An 18,066-nucleotide genomic window follows, 5' to 3' on the forward strand; every position below is an offset into this window, starting at 1 on the left:
CCATTCAAATTAAGATTTATATTATATTGTATCATATATCGACACATTTTGCAAAAACGGACGCCTCCAGCGTTTCCTCTGTGAAGACTGTCGGCCGTCAAGCGCCTTTCTTTTTCAAAGAGCGCTCCCGTTGACTGAGGTTGCGTCTTTTTTTCGTAAATCCCAAATACAGCGAAAGTAGCGTCAGGCTTATCAGTATCCCTCCGATTATATCGCTAAACCAATGAACGCCCGAAAGCAGTCTTCCTATCACGGTTATTGCAATGATAACGACGCAGACGATCTTAAGTACGCCGCACAGCGGCTTTCTTTTAAAGTGCCTTCCGACAAACGCCGCGGCGCTGCCCATGACGACGCAGACAAGCATCGTATGCGAGGACGGGAACGACGCCTCCGGATGCAGGGCGTCCGGCATGATTATGGGTCTGTAATTAACGATCACGGCTTCAAACAGGATATAGACGCATATCACCAAAACGTAAAGTCCGTAAAGAGCAAGAAGGTCCTTGTTGATTTTGGCGACACTCTTTTTTTTGATGAACTGAAGTACTCCCGCCAATACGAAAAGAAGCGCAATCAAGATAGCTAAAACGCCAAGCCCCTGTGTGACTTTGTACCACGTCATGTTTACTCCGAGCGAATCAAAGATATACTGATTCAAGTGCGACAGTCCTATGCTCGTATTCTCCGGACCGATCGCCTGCACGTCAACGGCGCGAACAAGAATTATCCATATTACCGTGAGTACGCCGAAGACGACCGCCGCAATATACCTGCCTTTGTTTTTCATAAGAATTATCCTTTCAAAAATTATTTTCCAAAAAACCGTATTCGTCCCAAATCAGATCTATTTAGTTCCCCTTCGAACTATGCAGGGACAAACGTCCGCGCGTCCTTTGAAGGCTCAGATAAGATCTGCCGCTTTGCCGTATGGGGCGAAGCGCGCCGCGTATTTTATCATACACGTATTATTGTAAATCATTTGGCCGTCATTTTCAAACCCCTGCGGAAATCAAACAGAGAAACCGAGGCGGCTTTTTTAAGCCTCCTCGGTCTGTTTGTTTTTTTGGGGGACTTTTGCTTAAAGCGCCGCCTGCTGCACGTCCCTCTCTGCCTTTTTGAGTTCCTCCAGCGTCAGTCCTTCCAGCGAATTGATCCATCCTCTTTTCGGCACACTTTTCCCCCCGATGTATGTATAGCCAAAACAAGACCCGGATTACACAAACGTCTTGACACTGCGCAGGGGATAAAAGGATCCGCACCTTCTTTGTGCAGTCGCTGCAAACCATATTCCCATCCTTGAGCGTAATATCCTTCCGGCCAGCGAAGATACCCTCGGTCTCACGGGCAGCATCACATCAAAATCGCGGCGCCGCTGCCGGCGATAAAACCATATTCAATGGGCTGCGCCGCCGATCGGTCATAGGGCTCCATGTCATTGAGCTCCTGATCGTCCAACCGGCGAGAAATTTTGACCGCCGTCCCCTCCGGTGATATGCCTGCTCCTTTGCCTCCGCGATCCCGATCACCTCGCCGCAGCTTGCGCAGCGGTAGGTCTGCCAGATGATGTCAAAGCCTGCGGGAGCGCCGCATTTTTTGCAATAAACGAGAAGAGGAGTACTCTTTCTTCTGTCATGGCGTGTTTTACCTCTTTTCCGTCAACCGGATAGGGATCAGCCCACGGTCTTGGAGAAGAGGTCGGTAAGCGGCGTAAAGGTCGTCTTATCCAGGACGAAAACGGAAATGCGCTTCGCGCCAAGGCCCAGCTCTGTCTCAAATTTGCCGGTTTTGTCAGGTGTGGTGATGATGACGCGCAGCAGCTTGCCGCTCTGATCATAGGCGGCAATGCAGAGCCGGACGTCGGCGGCGTCGCCGCTGTATTCGGTCAGGCTGATTTGCAGCGTGCCGTCCTCATAGCTCACTTCTCCCACCTCGGGGAAGGGCGGCATATAATCCTCATAGGGCAGGGCCTCCGTTCGAGTCTCCCCGCAGATCGAGCAGGTGTAGGTCATTATACCGTCCGTGCTTCGTGTGGGGATCTTCGTGGCGGTCCCCTCGTCCCAGTCATGGGGGAACCACATGCTCTCGCCGCAGTCAATGCAGACGGCGGAGTGGGTATTCGGACCGTCGGATGTCCAATCGCAGAAGTCATGGATATGCTCAATGGGTTCGCTTGGGTCGCCCTGCGCCGGCATCACATTGAAGGTGATCTCAACGTCGCAGCTGTTGTGCTTTTCCCCGGTGTCGGCGTCGACGATAGCATAGCGGAGCGTAGCCTTGTAGACCCCAGGATCTGCAAAGACCTGTCCGCAGAAGCCGTCGTGCAGGAATTTGAGCCCATACGGGAGGGAGCCTTTCGCCAATTCCACGCTGCCGATCTCGTGCGTATGACCCAGCACCGAAGAATGCGCAGAGGGACAGATGAACCTGCTGACCCTGAACTGTCCGTTCAGCGGGCTGTAAAGGCCCTGATAGACCGTAAACGAAGTCTGATTGAGGACGACCGTATCGTCCTCTTCGACATAATCGCCTCGGCCCTCGTATTTGTGGGTGTCCACGAGCAAAGCTTCCTTGCCGTCCGCAGAAACGAGCGCAACGTCCATGTAACTGCCGTCCATGTTCCAGGTCATCGTTTCGTCGAATGTCGCCCCGTACTTTGCTTCAACAGTTATGGTGTAGTACGACTCCGCAGTGATATGTCCCCCGGCGTCCAGGTTGGCCCACTCGACGTCGGTCACTCCGACCCGTATATCGTTCGTCCGTATCGTGCTTGCCTCAGGCGGCAGATCACCCACATAGCGGTCCTTCATGCCTGTCAGCGAGACGTCATAGACCCAGCCGGCTGACTCCAAAACATCTAGATCTACTTTGCCGCTTCCGAACGGCATATCCTCCAGACCGCACCTGCACTCGTACATGCCGGCATCTGTCTTGGTAACGTTTTTTATCCTTAATCCCAGGCCGCCGCCCCAGTAGGCAACCGCCTCGTAATGCGTTCCGTCCATCGTCAGCTTTTCGCCGTCCTTATACCAGGCATACATGCCCGCCTGCCCGTAGTCCCAGCCGTAAAAGGGCTGCCCTCTGTCTTCCTGGCCGTTATGCCAAAGAACGATCTCCGTATCGTAGCCCTGGACCGCAAACTGGTCATTCGTTTGGTCGTACCCCAACTCAAAGGCCGGCATATAGGCCACTTCCGCCTCATTCGTAGGTATATAGGTGTAGGTATCGTGAACAGCGCTGTAATAATACGGATTTGTAAACTGGCAGCGGTACGTCGCCTCATATTCCACCGGCACGGTCAGCGTGGCCTTGCCGTTTTGGAAGGTCGTGGGCTTAAGCTTTCTGTAATAGGGCGCGGTCATCTCCCAGTAAGCGTCCGTCGCGTTTGCGGCCTCCGCCGTGAGTGTCACCTGTCCGCCCTTGCGGCCCGCCACATACCTTACCGTGTCCGGCTGCTTTGTGATCGTGATCGGCCGGTGACTTGTAGCGTTGAAAAGATTGCAGCATACCGTCCTGGGCTCGTAGCGGCAGGCGCCCTCGTACTGCTCGATGACCGTCGCGAAGACGGCATAGGTCTTGCCCTCTTCGAATTGTTCCGACAGGCCCGGCATCACTTCGCAAAGATCCACCGCGGCATTGACCGGAGCGTTGCAGTGACCGAGCACCGTCATGGTCTCGAACTCATATACGTCATAGAAACACCAGACGTACACCTCTTTGTTCCGGGCCTCGGCGGCCTCCCCGAAAAGCGGCGTATAATTGGTCTTCACAACGACGCTGTCGGTATTGAGTGTCGGTTGGAAATGCCCGGGGTCGGCCATAAAATCGATATCCGCCTCGTGCGACACCGGCTTGACCATCATGAAGGTCTCCTGACCGGGGGACACAAGCGCATTCCAGAGATCGAAGCCATCCCCCTTGACGATGCTGTTGGGCACCATCCAATGGCGTGGCGGATTGGGGTCCATGAAAGATACGCTCACCTGATCGTAGTTGAAATCCTCCTTGCCGAAACCAAGGGCGCCTGCCTTCCCATAGTGATAGACGTAGGGATAGCCTTCAATACCCGTGCTGCGGCCTTCGTAAACGACGTCGTTCGCGTGGATGCAGAAAACGCCGGAAAAGATGGTAAGCTCCGCATCCTGCAACACGCTGAGACAGTCGGCGCCTCCCCGGGCATCCAGGTTGGCCTCTACGATCTGAACAGTCCCACGGCCTGCCCAAATGACCTCACGATACTCGCCCCTGCCCAGGAGCACGCCGCCGTTTAGCCTCAGAGCGCCGGAACGCACAATGATCGCGTCGCCGTTCACGGATTTGGTTACGTTGCCCGTGTAGGACTTGTTCTGATTGATCCAGTGTTCGTTGAGTCCGTGCGTCTCCCGAGGGTGGGCGTTGGTGATCCACTGCTTTTTGGAGCGGCCCGCCTCCAGAGTGCCCCCATTGATCGTCAGGTTTCCGCCGTTCACCTCAAAGAGGTGGCGGGTCATGTCGGTGGCGAAATAATAGATCTCGTTGCTGTAGTCCTCCACGTCGAAAATATAGCCCTCATAGTGGATGTAGCCCGCCTGGCCGGTGGAATCGTTGATGGTGAGGGACGTCCCCTCGTCGATGCGGAACATGGTGGACGTGCCTTCGTATATATTGGGATAGTCTACGACGATAGAAAACCCGTTCAGATCCACCTTTTTCGTGCCGCTGCCGACGATCAGCCAGTAGGGCAGCTTGTAACCGTAATCGTCATTGCGCTCTCCCGTCGGACAGGCGACCACTTCCCCACTCGGGTCGTAGTATTTCGGGATCGAGTGTTCGATGGCCATGAACCATGGGAACAGGATCTCCGCCCATAAGGGCAGGTCGCCTCCCCAGGACTGGACCCAGCCGTGCTGCTCGAAGAGATGGGTGGTCAGCCGGATATCCACGTCCCCGTCCTGCGTCATGAGCTGCTTGAAGGTCTCCATATCCGAAACCTCCACAGTGCCTGCGGCGGCGGCCATCGGCGCGGTCAGGGCAGGCAGCAGCCCCAAGAGCAGGCAGAAAGACAGCAGCAGAGAAAACGCTCTTTTTCCTTTCATTTGCGACACAACCTTTCAAATTGATTCCAAGGTATCCGCAAGATACCCCCACTGCTTTAGGATCGAGGCGTGGAGAAAGCCGTCTATGAGGCGCGTCTTACGCAGTTTCTTGACGCCTTTTGTCTGCTCCGGAGATATCTGTTCGTCCGGAAACAGCACGATCCGGCTCTTTGGCAGCTTGCTGTATCGAAGCATAAACGCTGCCCCTCCGATTTTTCTACATATTGCAATTATACTCTATCCTATATGCGTTTTCAATGTACGGATAAGTTTATTCCTGTTGCGTTTCAAAATGATCTGTTTTTTATATCCCGCTGTCACATTTGTTTTGCGGTCCTGTGTTTACTTAACCGAAAGCTCTCCGCAGAGGATGAGCGGTCTATAATCATTGTCAAGCACGAATACCCTGACGGTATCCGCCCCCTCTGGCACATCAAACGAAAGCTCCGTCCGAGTCGCGGCAGAGAGCATCTTTACCATCCCGCCGATATAGCGTCCTTCCTCATATGCGGCGAAGACTGCGGTTGCGGGATCAGATGAAGTGACGCGCACGGCAGCCTTCCCTTGAGAATAAGATAGCCCCTCGATCTTTGCAGATACCACTGTCACATCACATGATGCGCTCTTCCCTCCGGCCGAAGCGGTTATCTTGGCGCTGCCCGAAGCAACGGCTGTAAGTCTGCCGCTTTCATCCACTTTGACGACGTCGGGGGCGCTGCTTTCCCACGAAACGGTCTTGTCCGAGGCGTCCTCGGGCGTAACCTCGGCTGTAAGTACTGCGGTCTCGCCTGAAATAAGCGTAAGCTCTTCTATGTCTATTGACACGCCCGTTACGGGCACCGACATTTCGGGCTCGTCCACGCTTATGAGCACAGGTCGAGCGGTGACGCCGCTGATCCCGGGATCAAGGTCCGTTCCCATCGTCCAAATGTCTCTGTCCCAGTTTACGAAGCTGTCCCAAGTTCCGAATTCCGCTTCTGAGATCGGACCTGTCTCATCGTCCACCTTTACACTGCCTGTACCGCCGCTTCGGTACAGGGCGGTAAGGTCGGCATTTATGGAATCTGTTTTAAGAAAACGACATCCCTTAACCGTACATCCGTCAACTACGCCCGAATTAAATGATGTGGAGCCTATCACGCCGCGGACATAATCCCCGCCTTCCACGACGCCGACGTTGTAGCAGTTCACTACGGATGCGGCGGCTCTGACGTATCCGCTTGAAAAAACGTATGATGACCCTGTCGCACGGTTGCGTCCCACTACACCGCCCACATATTTGCCGTATGGAAGTCCCGTGCGGTCAAGGCGGGCGACAACGCCGGTATTATAGCAGTCTGCCACCTCTGCTGTGCCATAGCTGTCGGCAGAGCTGTAACCCACAACACCGCCTATGTATTGACAGCTCGAGGATTTTGCGGCCACCTGTCCGGTATTTACGCACCGGGTAACTCTTGACGCTCCCTTGTAGGTATAGTTTTCTCCGACTACCCCGCCTGCCTTAGAGCTTGATACGGTCACACAGCCGGTATTCACGCACTCTGTCACTTCGGCAACCGCTCCCGAAGCATTTTGCGCATGGTTATATCCCACCACTCCGCCGACCTGATAAGCGCCGTCCACAGCGGCGTCGTTTCGGCAGTTGATCACCTTACCGGTCGCGTTCTTTCCGACAATACCGCCTACGTTGGCTTTGCCTCTGACAAAACCGCCGACGGTGACATTCCGAACCGTACTGCGTGCGGTGCATCCAAAGAGACCGACATTGTCATCCCAACCGCTTATATACAGTCCCGTGATACTGTGGCCCTTACCGTCGAACTGGCCGCGGAACGGACAATAATCCGACCCTTCATCTTTGCCTATCGGCGTCCATTGGTTGTCCTCGCTCCCGCCAAGGTCGATGTCCGCCGTAAGCTCATAGCATGCGGCGTTATAATCCTCGTTCCCTTCGTTAACAAGCTTAGAAAGGAGCGCAAGCTGCGCCGCGTCGGCTATCTGATACGGGTCGCTTTCAGTGCCCGAGCCTTTGGCAAATGATGAGGCAACGCTCCCGTCCCACACATCGGGCGCCGCAGCCGCACCCGGCGCGGCCATCGCCGCAAGCAGGCAGAACGCCAGCATAAGCGCCTTTATCCGATAAGAATGTTTCATATCGTTTCCTCCTTTTTGATCTGTATGTATTGTTCCGTATGTATTGTAATGAAGTCCGTCTGCCGATTTAATATCTGTTTTTAATTATACGATCACGCGGCGCGGCGTTCAACCAAAAAACGTCTCGCATTCAAAAAAACGTCGTTTAATAAAATACGTCTCTTTATAAAAATTCATAACAGATATACGCTGTGATATGATAGAATAAAAGAAACATAAAAAAGGGGATGAGCTAAATGTCTTTAGGCCGAACGAAGGTGGCCGTTATCGGATGTGGGAGCGTAGGCTCCACGCTTGCTTACAATATCGTTTCCAATCAGCTCTGCGGCGAGCTTCTTTTAATAGACATAAACAAGAAAAAAGTTTGGGCGGAGGCGACCGACCTTAAACATTCTCTTGGTTTTTCAAACAGCAAGGTATATATACACGACGGCGAGTATGACGACTGCTCCGACGCCGACATTATTGTTATAACGATAGGCGCGCCCTATAAGCTAGGCATGACGCGCCTCGATATGTACGAAAAGGCGCGCGCTGTTATAGACATGATAATACCGCCCGTTATGGCTTCGGGCTTTTCGGGTATTTTTGTCGTCGTTTCAAACCCCGTTGATCTTATGACGCAGTATATACAGAAGCGGTCGGGGCTTCCGTATGAAAAAGTTATAGGCACGGGCACGCTTCTTGACTCATCGCGCCTGAGGATGTATCTTGCCGACCTTTTAGACGTTGACCCCAGAAGCGTGAACGCGCTGTGCATGGGCGAGCACGGCGATTCGCAGATGATACCGTGGAGCCAGGCGACCGTGGGCGGAAAGCCCTTTCTCGATATCCTTGCCGACGATCCTAAGCGGTTCGGCCATGTTGACCTTGACAATATACAAAGCGAGATCGCGCATATCGCCTACGAAGTAGTCGCGGGCAAAGGGGCCACTTATTACGGCATCGCCTCTGTTACGGCGCAGGTCATCCGCGCGATACTTTTCGATGAGAACAAGGTGCTCCCCGTTTCGTGTATGCTTCGCGGAGAATACGGCGTGTCCGGCATATACGCCGGAGTTCCGGCAGTCGTCGCTTTGGAAGGAATAAAGGAACTTGTGACGTACCACCTTACGCCCGACGAACAGAAAAAATTTGCCGCTTCGATAGAAGTATTAAAAGGATACGGCGCATAAATATAAAAGCGGTATGTGCTGCCCTCAGGCAATGCATACCGCTTGTTATTATCGCTCTTTCGGCATAAACAGCCGCGTCATATCGTTCCCCTCAAGCCGCAAAAGCGCGGCCTTTCTAAAAAGGCCTCCGGCATATCCCGTAAGGCTTCCGTTCGAGCCTACGACGCGGTGGCAAGGCACGATTATCGAAACGGGATTTTTTCCAACTGCGCCGCCTGCGGCCTGCGCCGACATTCGCAGCGCGCCCATGCGCTCCCTTGCGGCTTCGGCCACGTTTTTATACGTCTTTGTGCGTCCGTAGGGTATGCCGAGAAGCGTCTCCCATACAGTCATTTGAAACGGGCTTCCTTTAAGGCAAAGCTTCGGCGTAAAGTCAGGCTCTCTGCCCTGAAAATAAATGTCGAGCCATTTTCCCGTTTCCAGAAAAACGGGCAGCTTTTTTAAGACGCCCGTTTTCATCTCTTCGGCAATTCCCAGCTCCTCGTCAAACCAAAGTCCCGTAAGGGCCTCCCCGTCCGATCGAAGCGTTATTCCTCCCAAAGGCGAATCGTAATAATAAATATACTGCACCGAAACCTCCGTTTTAAGGTTAAGATCCCGCATACTTTATCTCTTCAGATATGCTGAAGATACGGGAAATTCAAAATACGTATCCGGGAAGGGTTCTTCGTTCAGTGAGAAATGCCACCATTCGCACTCGTAAGGCTTAAAACCGTTTCTAATCATGGCGTTTCTTAATATCATTCTGTTTTCATACTGTTCTTCTGTTATTCCCCTGTACGTCGGATGAGATATCTCGCTGAAAAAGTCGAAGGAACTTCCCATATCTACCTCCTTGCCCGTCGCCATATCAAGAAGCGTAAGATCGACCGCGCTGCCTCTGCTGTGCGTAGACTGAGCCGCTATATATCCTGTTTTAAAAAGCGCCGTTTTCTCAAGCTCCGGATAAAAATACGGCTTCATGCGTATATCCGTATCTTCTATCCCCCATAAAACGAACTGCTTTACCGCGCTTACGGGGCGATAAGCGTCGAACACCTTCAGCCTGTATCCGCGCACGTTCAATTCGTTGCTCACGGCTTTAAGAGCTCTTGCCGCTTCTTTCGTTATAAGCGCGCACGGCTCCTCGTCTCCGTCTATACGGTCCCCGATAAAATTGTATGTGGAAAAATATCTTATCTCCTGCAATATCCCCGGCACGTAATCCGACAAAAGCACGAATCCCGACGGGTCCATCGTCACCATACGCTTAAAATCCGAAGTCACAATAATTCCTCCTTTTTTATAAACGATATTTTCCGCGCGTCTCATTCCCTGCGAAGAAGCGCGTCGCGGTCGATATTTCCCATGACCTTCGCCATACGCGCGATCTCCACAAGCTGAAATCCCACGTGGAAGGCCGTATTTACATGGTCCATGAGTATTTCAATCGTGGCCGCCAGCAAAAGCGCCTCCGCCGGTATGCCAAGCTGCGCAAACAGCACGCTGTATACTATGAGCGCCGCGCCCGGTATAGGCGGCACTGCAACCGCTAAGAACAAGGCCGTAAGCGCGGCCAAAACAAGCCACGGCACGCTTACATCAAGCGAATACGTCTGTGCGAACACGCACGAAAAAACGCATAATTCCACAACGAACGCCGGCTTATATACTACCATGCCGATGGGATAGGCAAATTTTACAAGTGCGTCGCCTACGCCCAGTTTTTTTCGGCATATGTCCATGCACATCGTAAATACAGACATGCTCGACGCCGTTGAAAACGCCACAAAAAAGGGCGGCATCGTCTTTTTAAGCAAAAGCACAGGCGAACAGCCCAATCTTACAGCAGCGAAAATGTACATTGCTGCCGACCACACGAGCGACAGCCCAACACAAAGGCATATGGGCTTCCAAACCGACAGTATGAGCAACGCGTCTCCCGCCCAGAACTGATGAAGCAGTGCGGCGAATACGAACACGGGTATAAGCGAGCATACGGCCTCCGTTATGCGCTGCAAAATAAGCGTTCCCTCTTCGATGAACGTGCGGATGTGTGCTGTGCGTTCGCCCAGCGACAAAAGCCCCGCTCCGACGCATACGGATATTACGATTATCTGCATCGTGTTGCCCTGCGAAAACGGCGATATCGGGTCGGTTGGCAGTATGCCGAATATCATTCCCGTTATTTTGTCTATCTGAGACAGGGCGCTGTCCAAAGATACGGAGATCTTAAGAGCTACGAACGGAAGCGAAAAAAGCATTGCAAATACGCTTGCCAGGGCTGAAAGCGAAAGAAAGCGCAGTATTACTCCTTTGCCCATTCTGCCCAGAGCGGACGAGTCACCCACGCCCATAACGCCGCTGCAGACAGTAAAGGCTATCATAAAGCCCGCAAAGGTATTTAAAAGTCCCAAGAACGCCGTCATGAGCGGCGTTATTAGCTGTACGTCAAGCGCGGCTGTCACCGTTTCGGGTATGAAGCGCCCCAAAAAGCCCAAAACGACCGCGGCGGCAATGGCCGTGATAAGATAAAACAGCGTGCTTTTCTTTCCGCGCTCCTTTAGGGTAAGTGTTACCCTGTTCGCTTTTCGTCTGTATGACCATGCGGGCGAAAGTCCCAGGGCGGAAAGGATCTTTCCGCTCCACTCGTCGCCCTCCGACTCCGTCGGGTCAAACGGCTCCCCTCCGTATCGTATATCCAGCGCGTACCTGCCGTACTGTTTTCCCATGCCGACCTTTATCTGCGGCGTATCCTCTTTCCCCTCCATTATGCGGATGAGGATCTCCTCGACCGTAAGACGTATACGCAGTATCTCGCGCCGCTTGGCGCCGAGAGACGAAATATACGACTGCAGATCAGCCGATATTTCCTCCACCGCTTCGGGCGAAAGCTCATAATCCTTCCATGCAAGCGCCATTTTAGAACCTCGCTTCTTTATCGGAATTATTGTAAGCGCCTATTGTTCCATCCACAGACACTTTTCCAAAAGGTCCGTGATCTTTAAATGCTGCGGGCAGGCTTCCTCGCACTTTTTGCACTTTATACAGTCGCTTGCTTTGCCCTTTCCCACGGTAGCTATCGTATATTCGCGTATCGTGCGAAATTCGGGGCTGCCCTTTTTTCTGTTCTCAACGGTGAATATATCCGGTATCGGTATATTCTTCGGGCATACCTTCGTGCAGTAACGGCACGACGTACACGGTATGGACTTGTCTTCGCCGAGCGCCTTCTGCGCCGCCTTTATGACCTCGTGTTCATGCTCGGAAAGCGGCTTAAAATCGCTCATAAAGCTTAGGTTGTCCTTCATCTGCGCCGTATTGCTCATGCCGCTTAGTACCATGAATACGCCGTCAAGCCCTGAGGCGAACCTTATCGCCCACGACGAATAGGAAAATCCGTTGTTTTCGCGGTCGAATATCTCCTTTACACTGTCTATCGGGTCGGCAAGGATACCGCCTTTCACGGGCTCCATCACTATTACCTTTTTGCCGTGAGCACGGCATATCTCAAGGTTCCTTCTTGAATTTACACCGGGATTGTCCCAATCTGCGTAATTTATCTGAAGCTGTACGAATTCAACGTCGGGATGCTTCGAAAGCACTTCTTCAAGAATATCCGGATCGGCATGGAAGGAAAAGCCGTAATGCCTTATAAGTCCCTTCTTTTTTTGCTCCTTCACAAAATCCCAAAGGCCGTATTCGTCGTATTTTTTGTAATTGGCCACCTGGAGAGCATGGAGCAGATAATAATCGAAATAGCCCGCGCCCGTGCGCTCAAGGCTTGTCTCAAATTCTTTGAGCACGCTGTCCTTGTCCGTTATCTGGGGATTTATGATCATTTTTGTCGCAAGAGTATAGCTTTCTCTCGGATATCTTTCCACGAGAGCCTTCTTCGCCGCCTCCTCCGAGCCGGGATAAACGTATGCGGTATCAAAATACGTGCCGCCCGCCGCCATGAAAAGATCAATCATCTCAGAAGTCTGTACTACGTCTATCTCGCCGTTTTCAAGCCTCGGAAGGCGCATAAGCCCGAAGCCGAGCTTGAAATTCTCATTTTTCTTATCAGAAGCCATTTTGATCCTCCCTTTTGCGGAAAAAGTATTATCCTTAATGCTTATTATAATGGAGAATCTTACGTTTTTCCACCATCGCAAAAAGTTTTTTGCAGACTGAAAAAACAAAGACCGCAAAGCGTATGTTTTTTCTTCTTTGCGGTCGGATATACGCTTTTTTATAAAACCTCGTCACACGAATTTGCCTCGCTTTGCTCGTTCCATTTCATTGCCCACAGAGCGCGTATCTCAGCGCGCTTTTCGGGACGCACGAGCCACAGGCCTATCACGCCCATAACGGCGTACAAAGAAAGACCGACGAGCGACGTCCACGTCGCGCTTTCCGTATAAATACCGCTTGACGCGGTATCGGGATTCCCCATAAAGGCGACTACATCGTTTAGTACGTGACATATTATTGCAGGCAATATGTTTCCGCTTCGTATATACGACGCGCCCAAAAGCAGCGCCATGCAGAACGCGGCCGCTACCTGAACCGCCGTCATGCTTATGTCAGCGCCGGCTGCGGCGTTGGCCGCATGAACGACGGCGAATACCGCCGACGTGAACAAAAGCGCGTGAAGTATCCTTTTTTCGCTTCTCATGCCGCGCAGAAGAATTGATAAGCCTATGCCGCGAAAAGCCGTCTCCTCGCAAAAACCCGCCATGAGCGCGATGCAAAAGCCCGTAAGGGGAGGGATCAGCCCATCCTCGCCAAGCGCGAGCGTGCCGACGATATGAAGCGCCCAAACGACTAAAAAGAGCGAAAGCAGCCAAAAGCCCAAAAGCGGCCGTCCGCCGCGAAGCATACCCTCAAAATCGGGCCTGAACCGGAATTTATATACCGCCATCGCTATAAACGAAAAGGCGGCCGCGGCAATCATGCCTATATCAGTATTGCCCGCGACGCTTCCCGCGACGATCGGCGGGAACTGTATCGCAAAAAACGCTACAAGCGAAAACAGCACGCTTGCTATGAACGGATGCCTGTTTGCAAGCTTATGCTTCGGCTTTTTTGCTTTTTTGTTTTCCTCCATTGAGATTTCTCCTTCTTTTGTCGTGCCTTATAAAAAGCCCGAACGGAACCTACGCCGCTCGGGCTTTTTTTGCTTTTTATTACGCTTTAAGTGGTTATAGGTTTTGCGCTTCCTTCTTTACGCTGTTTGCAACAAAGAATACGATAGCCGCTATCGCAAGGCTTACTATAGCGGACCACACATTTGAGCCGCCGCCCTGTGCGATAGTATAGATAACGCTTATCAGGTTGAAAATAAGTGATATAAGCGCAAGCATCCAAACGGGTCCTATCTTCTTGGGATTGTTCGACGCTCTCACGGAGAGTATGCCTACGATAAGGTCTATAAGCCCGGCAATGATAAGGAATATGCCTATCACGAGCAAAGCCGCTACACCCATCTGAAGCGAAGTATCTGCCGCCGTTTCGGGCGCCGCGGCTCCTATACCGCCGGTTGCCGCCACTATAATACCGAATATCAACCCCAATATACCGAAAATAATATCGAGGACGCCGAAGAATTTAAGCATTTTTCTGCTGCCGGATTTATTTTCGCTCTGTCCCATTTTTCTTCTCCTCATTTTTCTTCTCCTTTAGGTTCATAATTTTTTTCGTTTATGGCTATAAGCCTTACTCCTCGTCGGGCATATCCGAAAGAGGCTCGTTTGCAGGCTCGTACATGGAATTTGCCATGGCCGCAATATCAACGGCGGCAATATCCTCGATGGAAATACTCCCGGCGGCAATATCCTCGGGTGTTGCCGCCACGGAAAGACTGTAGCTTATGCCTATCTCAACGTCGTACCAGGTGCAGAGCTTAGCCGCTTCGTCGCCGTTGTCGAACGTATACACTTTGCCCGTCATATTGCCGAATCCCCATGCGGGAAGCGATACTTCCTCGGGTTCGCCCCATTCGTAGTACATGCCGGAAATATCCGCATAGTCGTCGCCCGTCACCTGTGCCCTCGCGTTGTAAGATATGCCGTCCTTAGCAAAGTCAAGCTCTACGAGCTCGTCTTCTCCCGTCTGAGCGTTCATTATCGACCAATGCTCGCCTTCGGCGCCGTCGGGAGCTTTAAAGAGACGCGGGACCGTGCCGTTTGCTTCCGCCGCGTCGGCTTCCCTCCACGGATTGGGCATGCCCGTCATGTTTTCATTTCCCGACTTTGTGTAGATCTCTATAATGCCGTTTGCCTTTTGTGTCACTGTGAATACCACTTCATATTCGCCCTCATTTGGCATATACTCCGTAGGCTCCACACCCTCAAATTCCCACTCTATCGAAGGCATTTCGCTTTCGCTGCCCTCGCGCGATACGGTTATGTTTACCTTGCCCTCGGTAAGATTAGGTGCGATGACAAGAATTTCGCCCTCCGAAACCGTGATGTTTCCGTTCACGGAAGAATCAACGCTGCCGTTCTCGGCGATGAACATAATGGTGTTCTCATCGGTCGATTCGGCCGATACAGACGACGACTCGGAGCTGCAGGCCGAAAGAAGCCCTGCGAGCATAAGCGCCGCCACCGCTAATGCAATTACTTTTTTCATATGTTTTTCTCCTTTTTTGTTATTATTCAAACGCCTCAAAGCCATAGACCAAAAAGGCGTTTTATACTGTTAGAATATAATATGTATTTTTTGTTCCGCACATTTTAGATCTTACTGCACGGCTTTATAAAACTCTATTTCGTCATATTCGCGTTCGCTTGCATTGGAGAGACGTATCAACGTGTCTCCGTCCCTAAAATCCGCCCACATCACCGCGCCGCCGTTTGCCTCTACATACGGTTCCTCGCCTTGTGAGTACGGCTCGCCGTAAAGCGCCGAAAGCTCCTCTTTGCACTTATCAAAGCCAACGCCCTTTATATGTATCCATATCGAGGATATGATATGATCGTCATTGTCCGTGCCGCGCTCAAAATATATGACCGCATAATCCTTGACTCCGAAAATATTACCGTCGGCATATGTTTTTATGATCGTCCCCGAAGAATCGTCGATCACCGCGCGCGGTATGCCCGCTTCGTCGGCGGTAAGCCCCAATAGGCTGCCGCAGCCTATCAGGTCATCGATGATCACGCCGTCTTTCGTATCGTTTACGGGAAGGAAGTCTCCTGCGCTTTCCTGTATAAGGCTGTCGTTATCCTTTTTACCCGGCACGTCGTTTTTTTCGCTGTCCGTACAACCGCAAAGCATCACCGAAAGAACAAAAAAAGCGATCAATAATATCTTTCTCACTTAAAACACCCCTTCGCAGTAAATACGGCATTTGCTTTATTATACCTTAAAAATTTCAATTTGTCAGTATTTATAAAAAAAAAGGACGGGAAATACCCGTCCCTAAATTTCTTTCCTCTTATTGATCGTCACCGAACTCAGCCTTATAAGCCGCAACGAGCTTTTCGGGCCAATCGGATACGGGCTTTAATATTCCCGTAAAGAACCTTAGCGTCGCCGGCTCGTGAACGAATTCGAGGCCGCCTATCATCTCTCTGTGGTCATACACCCACTTCACGCGGTCGATAACATATTCTGTCTGCGAAAGCGTGAACACTCTGCGCGGCAGAGCAAGACGAACGAGCTCCATCGACGCGAAGCGCTCGCTTCCGTCGGCGTTTCTCTCTTCGGAAAGCGTGCCTCTCTCCATACCGCGTATGCCGCCGCACAGATACATAGCGCATACGAGCGCGCCTGCCGGATACTGCTGCTGCGGGATGTGACCGACGAATTCCATCGCGTTAAGATGCGCGCCCAGGCCGCCGCCGGGAGTTATAACGGGCACGCCGTATTCGTCGAGCTTTCTTACGCAGTAATCTATGAACTGCGGGCCCTGGGAGATCACGTCCATATCGAGCGACTCGTCGAAGCCTACCGTCATGGCTTCCATCTCCTTTACGGACATACCGCCGTATGTAAGGAAGCCCTCGAACATGGGCACGAGGTCCTCCATTGAGTGAAACAGCGCCTCGTCGCGCACGAGTATGCCGCCGCCGCGCGCAAAGCCGAATTTTCTTCCCGAGAAGTAGATTATATCAAAAAGGTCGGCTATCATTCTTAATATCTCGGCGGGCGTCTTGTCCTTTAAGCTTTCCTCGCGTATTTTATTGAAGTATATGTTGTCCTGAAGAAGCGAAGCGTCCATTACGGTGACTATGTTGTATTTTTTTGCTATCTCCGTCACAGCCTTCATGTTCTCGTACGATATGGGCTGTCCGCCGATAAGGTTGGTGCCCGCCTCTATGCGTATGAACGCCACGTTTTCTGGCGTCTCCTTCTTTATGCAGGCCTCGAGCTTATCAAGATCCATATTGCCCTTGAACGGCAGATCGCTCTTTGCGATAAGCCCTTCGTCTGCTACGAGCTCCTCAACGCGCCCCTTAAGTCTCGTTATATGAGCCTTGGCAGTCGTGAAGTGATAATTCATTATGACACAGCTGTCGGGCTTTACGAAGTACGTTGCCAAAATATTCTCGCAGGCGCGTCCCTGATGCGCGGGCAGGAAGTATTTTATTCCGAATATCTCCTCCAGCTTGTCCCTCATGCGGAAGAACGTCTCGCTTCCCGCATAAGCGTCGTCGGCGCGAAGCATAGCAGACTGCATATTGTCGCTCATCGCGTTTACGCCGGAGTCGGTGAGCATGTCCATAAAAATATCTCCGTTGTGGAGCTGGAACGTGTTGAATCCGGCGTCGTACATCTTTTTAAGCCTCTGGTCTGCGGGAAGCAGCTCGAGCTTCTGTACTATCTTTACCTTGTGCATCTCGACCGGTATAGGGTCGCGCTTATAGAATTTTATCTGCGGCATGTCATGCCCTCCATTGTATTTATTTTTACTTTAACACTTTATCAGTTTAAAACTTGACTCTGATAAAACTTGACTCTGATAATAAGTAGTCGTGTTAAATAGCATTTTACTCCCATATTCTAAAAAAAGCAAGGAAAATTTTAAAATATAAAAAAATACGTCCGTATTTTTTTATACGGACGTATTTTTTCGCCAAACAATGTCAAATATTCAATTCGTACAGGGCGAACAGCGGTATCTCCTTAATATTTCTTTTAAGGTCCTTCACTCCCGCAAACTTAAAGCCTTTTTTCATGTAAAGCGCTATCGCCGGAGTATTGTCGGGCACGACGTCTATGCGTATGGCTTTGTATCCCGCATTGCGCGCCTCTATAACGGCGCAGTCCACCATATAAGCGCCTATGCCCCTGCGCGAAGCCTGCGGCGAAACGGCCAGCGTATGTATGACAAGATATTCGCCCTCTTTAAGTTCGCGGCTCCAGTCGCCCGCGCCGTAATCTCCCCGCGGGTCGTCGTTTAATACAACGGCTCCCAGCACCTCGCCGTTTTTTGTGCAGGCGTACTGTTCGCCGCGCGATATGGCTTCGCCTACGCTTTTAATGCTCGGATATTCCTTTGTCCATTTCGGGTAATTTACCGTCGCCTCAAGATGCGAAAGCGTCTTTTCGTATAAATCGGACACGGCCGCAAGCTCGCGCATCGTACATTTTATAAATTCCATGGGGAAGCCTCCTCTGGGGTATGTTTGTATCTTTAAATAATTATACCGAATAATTCCGTTTTTGCATATACATACGCAGAATATTAA

16 protein-coding genes are annotated in these 18,066 nt (G+C 51.6%); 2 read left to right on the forward strand and 14 right to left on the reverse strand.

The genetic code is table 11. From position 1 onward, the window contains the following. Positions 1-97 precede the first annotated feature (97 nt). Together IJG50_01980 and IJG50_01985 are read right to left on the reverse strand one after the other, a co-directional pair. Positions 98-790 (reverse strand): phosphatase PAP2 family protein, encoded by a 693-nt coding sequence (locus IJG50_01980; GenBank protein ID MBQ3378615.1) that lies wholly within the window; start codon positions 788-790, stop codon positions 98-100. 883 nt (positions 791-1,673) lie between these two features. Continuing rightward, the gene (locus IJG50_01985; GenBank protein MBQ3378616.1) at positions 1,674-3,863 is read right to left on the reverse strand and encodes an immunoglobulin domain-containing protein; all 2,190 of its coding nucleotides are present in this window, start codon (positions 3,861-3,863) and stop codon (positions 1,674-1,676) included. Between the two features lie 81 nt (positions 3,864-3,944). Here IJG50_01985 and IJG50_01990 point away from each other — a divergent pair, with 81 nt between their 5' ends. Next, on the forward strand, positions 3,945-4,271 hold the full coding sequence (locus IJG50_01990; GenBank protein MBQ3378617.1) for a hypothetical protein: 327 nt from the start codon (positions 3,945-3,947) through the stop codon (positions 4,269-4,271). An 819-nt stretch (positions 4,272-5,090) separates the two neighbouring features. On the opposite strand, the gene IJG50_01995 is transcribed toward IJG50_01990, so the two are convergent. Continuing rightward, on the reverse strand, positions 5,091-5,270 hold the full coding sequence (locus tag IJG50_01995; protein MBQ3378618.1) for a hypothetical protein: 180 nt from the start codon (positions 5,268-5,270) through the stop codon (positions 5,091-5,093). A 147-nt stretch (positions 5,271-5,417) separates the two neighbouring features. Then, on the reverse strand, positions 5,418-7,229 hold the full coding sequence (locus IJG50_02000) for an Ig domain-containing protein (protein MBQ3378619.1): 1,812 nt from the start codon (positions 7,227-7,229) through the stop codon (positions 5,418-5,420). 236 nt (positions 7,230-7,465) lie between these two features. Between IJG50_02000 and IJG50_02005 the strand changes: the two genes are divergently transcribed. Beyond that, the gene (locus IJG50_02005; protein ID MBQ3378620.1) at positions 7,466-8,404 is read left to right on the forward strand and encodes an L-lactate dehydrogenase; all 939 of its coding nucleotides are present in this window, start codon (positions 7,466-7,468) and stop codon (positions 8,402-8,404) included. A gap of 48 nt (positions 8,405-8,452) precedes the next feature. Here the strand turns inward: IJG50_02005 and IJG50_02010 are convergent, their stop codons facing one another. The 10 genes from IJG50_02010 to IJG50_02055 all read right to left on the reverse strand — a co-directional run bounded on the left by IJG50_02010 (position 8,453) and on the right by IJG50_02055 (position 17,979). Further along, complete coding sequence (locus IJG50_02010) at positions 8,453-8,974, reverse strand: methylated-DNA--[protein]-cysteine S-methyltransferase (protein ID MBQ3378621.1); 522 nt, start codon at positions 8,972-8,974, stop codon at positions 8,453-8,455. Between the two features lie 36 nt (positions 8,975-9,010). After that, positions 9,011-9,715, reverse strand: a complete 705-nt coding sequence (locus IJG50_02015) for a M15 family metallopeptidase (protein MBQ3378622.1) — start codon at positions 9,713-9,715, stop codon at positions 9,011-9,013. After that, positions 9,712-11,304: a cation:dicarboxylase symporter family transporter gene (locus IJG50_02020; protein MBQ3378623.1), complete on the reverse strand. Its 1,593-nt coding sequence runs from the start codon at positions 11,302-11,304 to the stop codon at positions 9,712-9,714. Before IJG50_02020 ends, IJG50_02015 begins: the two co-directional genes overlap by 4 nt. Before the next feature lie 39 nt (positions 11,305-11,343). Further along, positions 11,344-12,459 (reverse strand): aldo/keto reductase, encoded by a 1,116-nt coding sequence (locus IJG50_02025; GenBank protein MBQ3378624.1) that lies wholly within the window; start codon positions 12,457-12,459, stop codon positions 11,344-11,346. Positions 12,460-12,617: 158 nt separating this feature from the next. Next, positions 12,618-13,475, reverse strand: coding sequence for a CPBP family intramembrane metalloprotease (locus IJG50_02030; protein MBQ3378625.1), 858 nt, complete (start codon positions 13,473-13,475; stop codon positions 12,618-12,620). A gap of 94 nt (positions 13,476-13,569) precedes the next feature. Further along, positions 13,570-14,034 (reverse strand): hypothetical protein, encoded by a 465-nt coding sequence (locus tag IJG50_02035; GenBank protein MBQ3378626.1) that lies wholly within the window; start codon positions 14,032-14,034, stop codon positions 13,570-13,572. A gap of 49 nt (positions 14,035-14,083) precedes the next feature. Further along, positions 14,084-15,001 (reverse strand): hypothetical protein, encoded by a 918-nt coding sequence (locus IJG50_02040; GenBank protein MBQ3378627.1) that lies wholly within the window; start codon positions 14,999-15,001, stop codon positions 14,084-14,086. Between the two features lie 111 nt (positions 15,002-15,112). After that, the gene (locus tag IJG50_02045) at positions 15,113-15,691 is read right to left on the reverse strand and encodes a hypothetical protein (GenBank protein ID MBQ3378628.1); all 579 of its coding nucleotides are present in this window, start codon (positions 15,689-15,691) and stop codon (positions 15,113-15,115) included. Positions 15,692-15,809: 118 nt separating this feature from the next. Then, positions 15,810-17,258 carry a tryptophanase gene (locus IJG50_02050; GenBank protein ID MBQ3378629.1) on the reverse strand — a complete coding sequence of 483 codons (1,449 nt, stop codon included), beginning with the start codon at positions 17,256-17,258 and terminating at the stop codon, positions 15,810-15,812. Positions 17,259-17,460: 202 nt separating this feature from the next. Then, positions 17,461-17,979, reverse strand: a complete 519-nt coding sequence (locus IJG50_02055; GenBank protein MBQ3378630.1) for a GNAT family N-acetyltransferase — start codon at positions 17,977-17,979, stop codon at positions 17,461-17,463. Positions 17,980-18,066: the final 87 nt, after the last annotated feature.

The organism is Clostridia bacterium (assembly GCA_017405765.1).
In the GTDB taxonomy this organism is placed as follows: domain Bacteria; phylum Bacillota; class Clostridia; order Oscillospirales; family RGIG577; genus RGIG577.

Excerpts from the sequence above, each read along its gene's own strand:
- IJG50_02030 (MBQ3378625.1), bottom strand. The coding sequence starts at position 13,475 with ATGGAGGAAAACAAAAAAGCAAAAAAGCCGAAGCATAAGCTTGCAAAC.
- IJG50_01980 (MBQ3378615.1), bottom strand. The coding sequence starts at position 790 with ATGAAAAACAAAGGCAGGTATATTGCGGCGGTCGTCTTCGGCGTACTC.
- IJG50_02000 (MBQ3378619.1), bottom strand. The coding sequence starts at position 7,229 with ATGAAACATTCTTATCGGATAAAGGCGCTTATGCTGGCGTTCTGCCTG.
- IJG50_02015 (MBQ3378622.1), bottom strand. The coding sequence starts at position 9,715 with ATGAGACGCGCGGAAAATATCGTTTATAAAAAAGGAGGAATTATTGTG.
- IJG50_02055 (MBQ3378630.1), bottom strand. The coding sequence starts at position 17,979 with ATGGAATTTATAAAATGTACGATGCGCGAGCTTGCGGCCGTGTCCGAT.
- IJG50_02050 (MBQ3378629.1), bottom strand. The coding sequence starts at position 17,258 with ATGCCGCAGATAAAATTCTATAAGCGCGACCCTATACCGGTCGAGATG.
- IJG50_02035 (MBQ3378626.1), bottom strand. The coding sequence starts at position 14,034 with ATGAGGAGAAGAAAAATGGGACAGAGCGAAAATAAATCCGGCAGCAGA.
- IJG50_01995 (MBQ3378618.1), bottom strand. The coding sequence starts at position 5,270 with ATGCTTCGATACAGCAAGCTGCCAAAGAGCCGGATCGTGCTGTTTCCG.
- IJG50_02005 (MBQ3378620.1), top strand. The coding sequence starts at position 7,466 with ATGTCTTTAGGCCGAACGAAGGTGGCCGTTATCGGATGTGGGAGCGTA.
- IJG50_01990 (MBQ3378617.1), top strand. The coding sequence starts at position 3,945 with ATGGCGTGGCGGATTGGGGTCCATGAAAGATACGCTCACCTGATCGTA.
- IJG50_02025 (MBQ3378624.1), bottom strand. The coding sequence starts at position 12,459 with ATGGCTTCTGATAAGAAAAATGAGAATTTCAAGCTCGGCTTCGGGCTT.
- IJG50_01985 (MBQ3378616.1), bottom strand. The coding sequence starts at position 3,863 with ATGATGGTCAAGCCGGTGTCGCACGAGGCGGATATCGATTTTATGGCC.
- IJG50_02020 (MBQ3378623.1), bottom strand. The coding sequence starts at position 11,304 with ATGGCGCTTGCATGGAAGGATTATGAGCTTTCGCCCGAAGCGGTGGAG.
- IJG50_02040 (MBQ3378627.1), bottom strand. The coding sequence starts at position 15,001 with ATGAAAAAAGTAATTGCATTAGCGGTGGCGGCGCTTATGCTCGCAGGG.